At 68.1% G+C, this 8,808-nt stretch carries 10 protein-coding genes; 3 read left to right on the top strand and 7 right to left on the bottom strand.

Annotation, left to right across the window (positions count from 1 at the left end):
- From AC2VON_RS03555 to AC2VON_RS03535, 5 genes are all read right to left on the bottom strand, one after another.
- Positions 1–2,001, bottom strand: a 2,001-nt coding sequence (locus tag AC2VON_RS03555) for a SpoIIE family protein phosphatase (RefSeq protein WP_486951706.1), incomplete at its 3' end; no start/stop codon positions are given.
- Positions 1,998–2,636, bottom strand: coding sequence for a SpoIIE family protein phosphatase (locus AC2VON_RS03550; RefSeq protein WP_486951705.1), 639 nt, complete (start codon positions 2,634–2,636; stop codon positions 1,998–2,000). The genes AC2VON_RS03550 and AC2VON_RS03555, both read right to left, overlap by 4 nt.
- Entirely contained in the window at positions 2,629–3,048 is a 420-nt protein-coding gene (locus AC2VON_RS03545) for an anti-sigma regulatory factor (protein ID WP_486951704.1), read from the bottom strand. Before AC2VON_RS03545 ends, AC2VON_RS03550 begins: the two co-directional genes overlap by 8 nt.
- Positions 3,038–3,412, bottom strand: coding sequence for an STAS domain-containing protein (locus AC2VON_RS03540; RefSeq protein WP_486951703.1), 375 nt, complete (start codon positions 3,410–3,412; stop codon positions 3,038–3,040). Before AC2VON_RS03540 ends, AC2VON_RS03545 begins: the two co-directional genes overlap by 11 nt.
- 35 nt (positions 3,413–3,447) lie before the next feature.
- Positions 3,448–4,350, bottom strand: a complete 903-nt coding sequence (locus AC2VON_RS03535) for an STAS domain-containing protein (RefSeq protein WP_486951702.1) — start codon at positions 4,348–4,350, stop codon at positions 3,448–3,450.
- Between the two features lie 171 nt (positions 4,351–4,521).
- On the opposite strand from AC2VON_RS03535, the gene AC2VON_RS03530 reads away from it, so the two are divergent.
- The gene (locus AC2VON_RS03530; RefSeq protein ID WP_486951701.1) at positions 4,522–4,884 is read left to right on the top strand and encodes an STAS domain-containing protein; all 363 of its coding nucleotides are present in this window, start codon (positions 4,522–4,524) and stop codon (positions 4,882–4,884) included.
- A 63-nt stretch (positions 4,885–4,947) separates the two neighbouring features.
- Entirely contained in the window at positions 4,948–5,922 is a 975-nt protein-coding gene (locus AC2VON_RS03525) for a COX15/CtaA family protein (protein ID WP_486951708.1), read from the top strand.
- Here AC2VON_RS03525 and AC2VON_RS03520 read toward each other — a convergent pair.
- Positions 5,818–6,540 carry a hypothetical protein gene (locus AC2VON_RS03520; protein ID WP_486951707.1) on the bottom strand — a complete coding sequence of 241 codons (723 nt, stop codon included), beginning with the start codon at positions 6,538–6,540 and terminating at the stop codon, positions 5,818–5,820. The two genes, AC2VON_RS03525 and AC2VON_RS03520, sit on opposite strands and share 105 nt — an antisense overlap.
- A 31-nt stretch (positions 6,541–6,571) precedes the next feature.
- Here AC2VON_RS03520 and AC2VON_RS03515 point away from each other — a divergent pair, with 31 nt between their 5' ends.
- Entirely contained in the window at positions 6,572–7,561 is a 990-nt protein-coding gene (locus AC2VON_RS03515; protein WP_486951700.1) for a quinone oxidoreductase family protein, read from the top strand.
- A 12-nt stretch (positions 7,562–7,573) separates the two neighbouring features.
- Here AC2VON_RS03515 and AC2VON_RS03510 read toward each other — a convergent pair whose 3' ends face one another.
- Positions 7,574–8,506 carry a heme o synthase gene (locus AC2VON_RS03510; RefSeq protein WP_486951699.1) on the bottom strand — a complete coding sequence of 311 codons (933 nt, stop codon included), beginning with the start codon at positions 8,504–8,506 and terminating at the stop codon, positions 7,574–7,576.
- Between the last annotated feature and the right edge of the window lie 302 nt (positions 8,507–8,808).

The raw sequence follows: 8,808 nt of genomic DNA, 5'->3' as shown, positions 1-8,808 counted from the left end.
CTGCCCGCGGTAGGCATGTTCGACGCTGTTTTCGCACGCCTCGTTGGTGGCCACCACGATGTCGGCGGAGAGAGCCGGCGGGATGTTCGCCGTATCGAGCCACGCCGAGAGGCGATGCCGCACAGCAGCCAATCGATCGGCCACGGCATCGGTTTCGATGCGCAGCGGACCGGGGGGACAGCGGTACACCACTATCGCGACGTCGTCGTCATAGCCGCCCGCGGGCGCCATCTCGCTCAATACCGCATCCGCGACGGTATCGACGGCCGATGCCAGTGCCTCCATGACGATTTTGCCGACCCGCGCGATACCGGCGTCGATCGACTCACCCCGCCGCTCAACCAAGCCGTCGGTGTAGAGGACCAACGTCGATCCCGGCGTCAGGCGCTGCGAGGTCTGCTGGCGTGGATCGGTTCGCGGGACGGCCAGCGGCACCGAGCGAGCACCGCCGAGCAGGGTGAGCGGCGAGTCCGGGGCGGCCAGCACAGGGGGTGGATGACCAGCGCTGCTGTAGCGCAAGAGCCCTGACTTGGTGTTGTCAGTGTCCAGGATCCCGACAAAAACGGTCGTGCAGAACGCATCCGGGATGAACGCGGCCACCGAGTCGAGCTGTTCGAGCACCATGGCCGGCTCGGCGCCGGTGAGCAGCAATGCACGGGCAGAGCTACGAAGCTGGCCCATCACCGCGGCAGCCGACAGTCCACGTCCCACGCAGTCGCCGACGATGATGGCGATCCGCTGGTCGCTGACCGGCAACACCTCGTACCAGTCACCGCCGATCTCCAGCGGCGAGACGGCCGGCTCGTAACGGACAGCGAAGCCGGGCGGCGGTGCACCGGACGGAAGCATCGCGCGCTGCAGTGTCAGCGAGGTATCGCGGGCGATCTCGAACTGACGGACGTGTTGCAGTCCCAAGCTGAGCTGACCGACCAGCGCGGTGACCAGTAGCCGATCCTCCGCGCTGAGCCGACGCGGGACGTGGAACTCCAACCACAGGGCGACGTCGGCACCGGAGAGCATCGCAATCATTCCGCGTGACTGGCCCGGCGCGCCGGCCCACTCAACCGGCCGAGCGGTGAGCGGCAGCTGGCCACGGGCACCCTGAAACGTCCGGCGCAGCAATGGATCCAGGTCACTCCAGGTCGATGCCGCGGGCTCACCCGCACCCTCGACGGTCGGATCACCACCGCCCGTCGGCCACACCACGGCCACCACCCGCTGTACGTCGATCGTCGTCCGGCACTCATCGAGGGTGACGGCAAGCACCTCGGCCACGCTTTTGACGACACTGACCGCGGTGGCCAGTCGCAGCACCGCGCTTTCCCGTGCAGCGGCAGCCCGCGCCGCGGTGATGTCCCGGAGAGTTCCTACGTAGGCGTCTGGGCCGGCGTCCTGCTCGGTGACCGAATTGGCGTTGATCGCCACCCACACGATGCGGCCGTCGTGATGCCGAATCGGCGCCTCGTATTGGACCCGGCCGCTGTGAAACAGGCCCGACAGCCGCTCGGTTGCCCGTGGGTCGTCGCTGACCCACGGATAAGGCCATCGATACGGCAAGCCCTCGGCACGGTAGCCGGTGATCTCGGCGAACGCGTCGTTGATCTCGACGATCGCGGCGTCATGGTCGGCGACGAAGAATCCCTCCTGCAGCGCGTTCACCAGCGCGTTGCGGAACTCGTCGCGATGGGCGAGGGTCTCGGCGCGGGCCCGTTCTTGTTCGTAGCGTTTTGTGCCGTCCAGGAAGCCACGGGTGGCGAAGTCCAGGGCGGTGAGCGTTTGCAGCAGGAATTGCAGCGTGTCGGCGCGATCGGCATCGGATTGCTTCGCCAGGTCGTCGACCAGTGCGAAATGGTGCTCGATGATGTCGAGCATGCTGATCTGTTCCCGCAGCGCGCGCCGGCCCAGCTCATGGCCGACGGCCAGACTGGCTTCGTCCCGCGTCGAGAGGTAGCTGCCCAGGGCGTCGGCGTACCGGAGATAGAAATCACCAGTATCAGTCATGGGTAACCACCCCGATAACGTGCGGTGAGCACGAGCGCGTCGTCAGTTTCTCTGCTGTGGGTACCCAAAATCCGCTCGGCTATCACCTCGGCCGATGCGGCGAAGTCGATGCCGCGCAGGTGATCGTCGTCGATACCGTCGGTGCTGATGACGAGCAGGTCGCCGGTGCGGATCGGCGACCGCCCTACACGCAGGGTTTCCGGTATCCGATAGCCGACGATTCCGCCATCCAGGCGGGCCGAGGACCGGATCTGCACACCACTCGGGTGCTTGGCCACCAGGTCGGCGGCAACGTTGCCGATCCCGATCCAACTCAGCGTCAAGGTGGAACAATCGGTAGCGAAATCGATTCGCGCCAGCGTCATCGCGGCTCCTCTGCTGGTGTCCAGCGCGCGATGGCACAGCCGGACCAGCACGTCCAGCGGCTCGGTATGGGCACCGTGCAGCGTCTGCACACCACGCGATGCCGCCGCGGCGGCGTCCGCGCCGTGGCCGAGCCCGTCCAGCACACCGAAGAGGGCACCGGATTCGCCCACGCCCACCGCCAGTGCGCGGTCACCGCAGACCTGCTCCCCCGGTCGGGGACGCCACGCCGCCGCCCACTCGATCGGCCCGAACCGGCCGCGTTCAACCACCCGGCGGAGTCCATTTCCACATCTCGACGACGGTCCCGTGGCCGGGATCGGATCGCACGGTCAAGTCGTCCATCAGCCGCCGCGCGCCGGGGAGGCCGAGACCAAGGCCGTCGGCAGTCGAGAAGCCGTCCTGCAGCGCCCGTTCGACGTCGGCGATGCCGGGTCCGTCGTCCTCGGCGTAGACCACCAGCGCATTGCGGCCCTGCCGGTCAGCGACCGTCACCCGGATGCGGCCGCGTTCGGCGTAGCTGACGATGTTGCGCGCGACTTCCGAGATCGCCGTGGCGATCATGGTGCCGTCGGTCACCGAGAAGCCGAGGTCGCCGGCGAGTTGGTGTCCCGCCTGGCGCGCAACGACGATGTCGGCGGCATCGGCGATGCCGATGACTACGGCATCGGGGTCATCGGCCACCGTCGCGTCCGATCACGCGTTCGCTGTTCAGCAGCGCCAGCCCTTCCTCCAGGTCCAGGGCGGTGTGCATGTCGTCGAACTTCAGGCCCAGTTGGACCATGGCAAAGGCCACCTCGGGCTGGACGCCGACGATCACCATCTCCGCACCCCGCAGCCGGGTCATGTGCGCGATGGTCCGCAACGATCGCGCGGCGAACGAGTCCATCACATCGATCGCCGTGACGTCGACGACGATGCCCTTTGCCCGGTGCCGGCCGACCTGTTCCATCAGGTCATGCTGCAGGCGCTGGGCGTCGGTGTCGGTGAGCGCCGCCTGTACGCTCGCGATCAGGATCATGCCCTGCTTCAGGATGGGTACTGGCATCTGTGCTCGTTATAGCCCGATAGCTCTCGAGGCACTCAGCCGCTCTGCTTGCCGTCGCGGATGACTGCGTAGCCCAGTAGGCGTTCGGCCTCCTCGATGCCGCCCTGCAGGTCGCCGACGGCATTCATCTTGGAAAGGTCCAGCCCGATCCGCACCAGGGTCAGCGCGATCTCCGAGGACAGGCCGGTGATGATCACGTCCGCGCCCATCAACCCCGACGCGTCAACCGTCTGCACCAGGTGGTTGGCCACCGTGGAGTCGATGGTGGGCACCCCGGTGACGTCGATGACCACCACCTTGGCCCGGTTGGCTCGAATCGCCCGCAGCAGCTGCTCGGTGAGTTGGCGGGCGCGTTGGCTGTCCAGCGCACCGATGATCGGCAGGATCAGCAGCTGGTCACGGACCTGCAGCACCGGGGTGGACAGCTCGCGGATCGCCTCCTGCTGCTGGCGGATGATCCGCTCGCGCTCCTGGACGAAGCTCACCGCCACCGTGTTGGCAATGCGGTTGGCCGCCGGTTCGTAAGCGTCGAGCACCCGGTTGAGCAGCCGAAAGTCCGCCTGGTACTTCTGGAACAGCGAACGGGCGAGCACGTCGCGCAAGAGCAGGACGATCCCGATCACCTCGTGCGTCTCCACGCCCCGCGGGATGATCCGCTCGGACAGGTCGCGGGCATACGCCTGCAGCGACTCGACGCTGCCGGTCTCGAGCACCTCGACATAATTGTCATACACCGAGGTCGCCTCCGAGAAGATCTCGTCGGGCGACATGGCGGTGAGCAACCGGGCTTCGGTGATCCGCCGGGCCCACTCCTCCCGCAACGCGGTCCGGTTCGTGCGCAGATGCGCAACCAGCTGAGGCAGCAACACCTCGCTGGAGGTTCGTGCTGCCTGTTCGGCGGTGCCGGTATTGACGAACTCGGTCGGCGAATCTGACATCTGTCCTGTTCCCTCCCGCTCGCTCTGGGCAAACGCGCGTGCCTTGCGCCAAGGGTAGCGTCAGCACCCCGCGCAGGAAGTGTCGAAGTATTATTCTCACGTTGTGCAGCGCACGGTTGGATGCGCAGCGTCTCCGCCTTCAGCGGTGGCACCCCAGACGAAGGATGGCGGTTGGCAACTACAGATCGAATCACCATCTCCGTTGAGCACCGCGACGCAATCGCGGTGCTCGCCGTCGGCGGTGACATCGACCTGAGCACCGCTCCGGCGCTCGAAGCCGCCGTCGCCGACGTGCTCGCCGAGGAGCCGGCCGGGCTGATCGTCCAGCTCTCAGCCGTGGATTTCATGGGATCGGTGGGCCTGCGGATCCTGGTGGCGACCCAGCAGCAGCTCGGTGCAGCGGATCGTTTCGCGGTGGTGGCGGACGGCCCGGCTACCAGCAGGCCGATCCAGCTGACCGGCTTGGACGAGACGTTGTCGCTGTATCCGACGCTCGACGAAGCCGTGACAGCGCTACGTGTCCCTCCCAAGTAGCCGACCTAGGATCAGGTGGTGCGCTTCGGACGGTTGCTGCTTCGGTTGGTGGACGTGCTGCCCATGCCGAGCCTGCGCACCCAGCGGGCGTTCGGCGCCGCCGTCGTGGTGACCCAGGGGTGCATCGCGGTCACCGGCGCGATCGTCCGCGTCACCGCATCCGGACTGGGCTGCCCGACCTGGCCGCAGTGCTTCCCCGGCAGCTACGTTCCGGTCGCGGTCGCCGAGGTGCCCCGGGTGCATCAGGCGATCGAGTTCGGCAACCGGATGGTCACCGTGGCGGTGGTGATCGCCGCGATGCTGGCGGTTTTGGCCGTCACCCGGGCCCGGCGGCGGCCCGAGGTGCTGGTCTATGCCGCGCTGATGCCCGCGGCCACGGTGGTGCAGGCTGTGATCGGCGGCATCACCGTGCGCACCGGGCTGGCCTGGTGGACCGTCACCGCCCACCTGCTGCTCTCGATGCTGATGGTGTGGTTGGCGGTGCTGCTCTATGTCAAGATCGGCGAACCCGATATTGGCGGGGACGCAGTGACACGCCGCCGGGTGCCCGCGCCGCTGCGCTGGCTGACACTGCTCAGTGCGGTGACGTTGTCGGCGGTGCTGGCGACCGGAACCCTGGTCACCGCCGCCGGACCGCACGCCGGCGACAAGAGCGCCGACAGGACGGTGCCGCGACTGAAAGTGCAGGTCGCGGTGTTGGTACACCTGCATGAGTCGCTGCTGATCGGTTTCCTCGGGCTGCTGGTCGGCCTGGGGTTCGGGCTGGCCGCGGTGCGGGCGGCCAGGCCGGTGCTGGTGCGGTTCGCGGTGGTGATCATGGTGGCCTGCACCCAGGGACTGATCGGGGTGGTCCAGTACTTCACCGGCGTCCCGGCCGCGCTGGTGGCCATGCATGTCGGCGGCGCGGTGCTGTGCACGGCGGCGACCGCCGCGCTATGGGCGTCGATGCGACAGCGGTCCCAGCCCGAGGCGCTGCAGGGCCGATTCGACGCACAGGGCGAACTGACGCTGCCCGTCCCCTCGGTCCCGCGCTCTTAATCGACGCCAACCCAGCTGTGGTGCAACGAGATCCAGGCTCACCAGACGAACGTCATTCGGTGGGCCGACCACGTCGGCCCGGGCATACAGCAACTCCTCCATCCGTGTGCTCAGTCGTTCGGCGGCTGCACGCAGAGCGGCGCGGCCCACGTCCCACAGTTCGAAGTCGGGTGCTGCGACGGGCCCACGGACAGACCCAGTGTCGCCGGCGGCGAACGCATGCGACTGCCGGCCGCAGAAGTAGATCAGCGCGCTCGCTGCACCGGGCGAATGTCGTGACACCGTCGGCACCCCGGCGTACTGCAGATCACTGAGGTATCGGGGATCAGCGTTCCAGGCGATGACGTCGGGCGCATTGAGCAGGTGGCGGACCTGACGCGTCCAGGCCAGGAACTCCTCCCGGCGCCCGGCCCAGTCGCGGACACCGCGCAGGATCACCAGGTCGGCACCGAGTGTCTCGGGGTCATCCCAGGACAGCCAGCGCGCGTGCAGGCCACGTCTGCGCAGTGCCGCGACCAGGCCGGCGTCGTCGGCACAACCGCCGTCACCCTCGACCAGTCGGGGATCGCCCACCAGCACGATGCGCGGGTGGAAGATATCGGGCCGGGCCAACTTCATGCGGGCGTCACGCCTGGGGATGATAGTGCGCATGCGCGCCGTGCAAGTCGCCGAGACCGGCGGACCCGAAGTCCTGAGCTACATCGACAAGCCGCTACCCTCCCCCGCCGCCGACGAGGTGGTGATCCGGGCCCAAGCCATCGGGATCAACTACGTCGACACCTATTTCCGTTCCGGGGTGTACCCGGTGCGGCTGCCGTTCGTTCTCGGCAACGAAGTGGCGGGCACCGTGTCGAGCGTGGGCGCCGGGGTGACCTCTCCGCGGGTGGGCGACCGGGTGGTCACCGCGGCCGCCGCGGGTGCGTATGCCGAATATTGCAGTGCACCAGCGGCGTTGGTGGCACAGCTGCCGTCGGACATCGACTTCGACACCGCGGCCGCCGCGCTGCTGAAGGGGATGACGGCGCACTATTTGATCACATCGGTTTACCCGGTCCGGGCCGCCGACACCATCCTGCTGCACGCCGGGGCGGGCGGGGTCGGCCTGATCTTGACTCAGTGGGCCACCAGCCGGGGCGTTCGGGTGCTCACCACGGCGTCGACGCCGGCCAAGGCCGAGCTGTCCCGACAGGCCGGCGCCGTCGAGGTACTGGACTACCCCGGTCCGGATGACGCCGACGCGGCCGGGTTCGGCGCCCGGGTGCGCGGGTTGACCGACGGCGCCGGGGTGGTCGCCGTGTACGACGGGGTGGGCGCGACGACCTTCGACGCCAGTCTGGCCAGTCTTGCCGTGCGCGGCGTGCTGGTGCTGTTCGGCGCCGCCAGCGGGCCCGTTCCCCCGGTGGACCCGCAGCGGCTCAACGCAGCCGGATCGGTGTACCTGACCCGCCCGACGTTGGCCCACTTCACCCGGACTGCACAGGAGTTCTCTTGGCGCGCTCGGGAATTGTTCGATGCCATCGCCAGCGGTTCGATCGCTGTGACGGTGAGCCGGCGATACCAGTTGGCCGATGCCGGCCAAGCGCACCGAGATCTGCAGGACCGCAAAACGATCGGATCGATCATACTGGTGCCCAGGTGAGGAAGTGAGCGATCAGAACAGGGTCGGCAGGGCCGGGAACGCCAGCGCCGAGTCGACCGCCAGGCCGCAGAACACCACCGCCAGGTAGTTGTTCGACTGCAGGAACAGCCGCAGCGGTTTGACCGGCTCGCCACGGCGCACCCCGGCGTACAGCCGGTGAGCCATCGCCAGAAACCACGCCCCGGCCAGCACGGCAACCGCCGCGTACAGCCACCCGGCGGCCGGCACCAGCGCCAGCGTGGCCAGCACCGTCAGCCAGGTGTAGATCAGGATCCGCTCGGTGACCTGGCGTTCGGTGGCGACCACCGGAAGCATCGGCACGCCGGCCGCCGCGTAGTCGTCCTTGTACCGCATGGCCAGCGCCCAGGTATGCGGCGGCGTCCAGAAGAAGATGATCGCGAACATCGCCAGCGCCGGCCACCCGATGGTGCCGGTCACCGCCGACCAGCCGATCATCACCGGCATGCAGCCGGCGGCCCCACCCCACACAATGTTCTGCGGGGTGCGGCGCTTGAGCAGCATGGTGTAGACCACCGCGTAGAACGCGATGGTGGCCACGGCCAGCGCAGCGGAGAGCAGGTTGGTGGTCCACCACAACCAGCAGAACGAAACGCCCCCGAGCACCAGCCCATAGGCCAGGGCATTGCGCCGCGACACCGCGTCTTGGGCCAGTGGCCGGTGCGCGGTCCGCTTCATCAGCTTGTCGATATCGGCGTCCACCACACAGTTCAGCGTGTGGGCAGACGCCGCCGCCAGCATCCCGCCCAACAGTGTGTTGAAAATCAGCAGCGGGTTCACTATGCCGCGGTCGGCCAACAGCATCGCCGGTATCGTCGCGACCAGCAGCAGCTCGATGATCCGCGGTTTGGTCAGCGCCAGGTACGCCCACAGAGCGGAGCGGATGCGGCCCGGCCGGGAAAGACCGGCCCGCTCGCGAATGCTCACGCGGTGACTCCTCGGGTTGATCGGTGCGCCGGACAGAGATTGCGGTCGACGGCGCGCGGCTTCCACTGGGTCCGATGGTAGACCGCCACCGGACACCGGGGACAGCTCAGGTGATCGACGCCACCTAGCGGGTTGACGTTCAGACACTCACGAAGCATGTCGAGGAAGGCCGTGGCAGCCGGTGACGGCGCTCGCCCGGCCGCGGTGACGACGACCGGTTCCCAGGGGACGCTCCAGGCCGCTGATCGAGGCGGCCAGGGTGGACTGCACGACGTACTGCACGACGTAGAGCCGTGCCGCGG

Source organism: Mycobacterium sp. TH-M82 (assembly GCF_057473605.1).
Note: the sequence above shows the minus strand (reverse complement) of the source record. Positions and strands in the feature narration are given on the sequence as shown.

Coding starts and splice junctions, on each gene's coding strand:
- AC2VON_RS03540 (WP_486951703.1), bottom strand. CDS start 3,412: ATGCCAGTACCCATCCTGAAGCAGGGCATGATCCTGATCGCGAGCGTA.
- AC2VON_RS03535 (WP_486951702.1), bottom strand. CDS start 4,350: ATGTCAGATTCGCCGACCGAGTTCGTCAATACCGGCACCGCCGAACAG.
- AC2VON_RS03525 (WP_486951708.1), top strand. CDS start 4,948: ATGCCGAGCCTGCGCACCCAGCGGGCGTTCGGCGCCGCCGTCGTGGTG.
- AC2VON_RS03520 (WP_486951707.1), bottom strand. CDS start 6,540: ATGAAGTTGGCCCGGCCCGATATCTTCCACCCGCGCATCGTGCTGGTG.
- AC2VON_RS03515 (WP_486951700.1), top strand. CDS start 6,572: ATGCGCGCCGTGCAAGTCGCCGAGACCGGCGGACCCGAAGTCCTGAGC.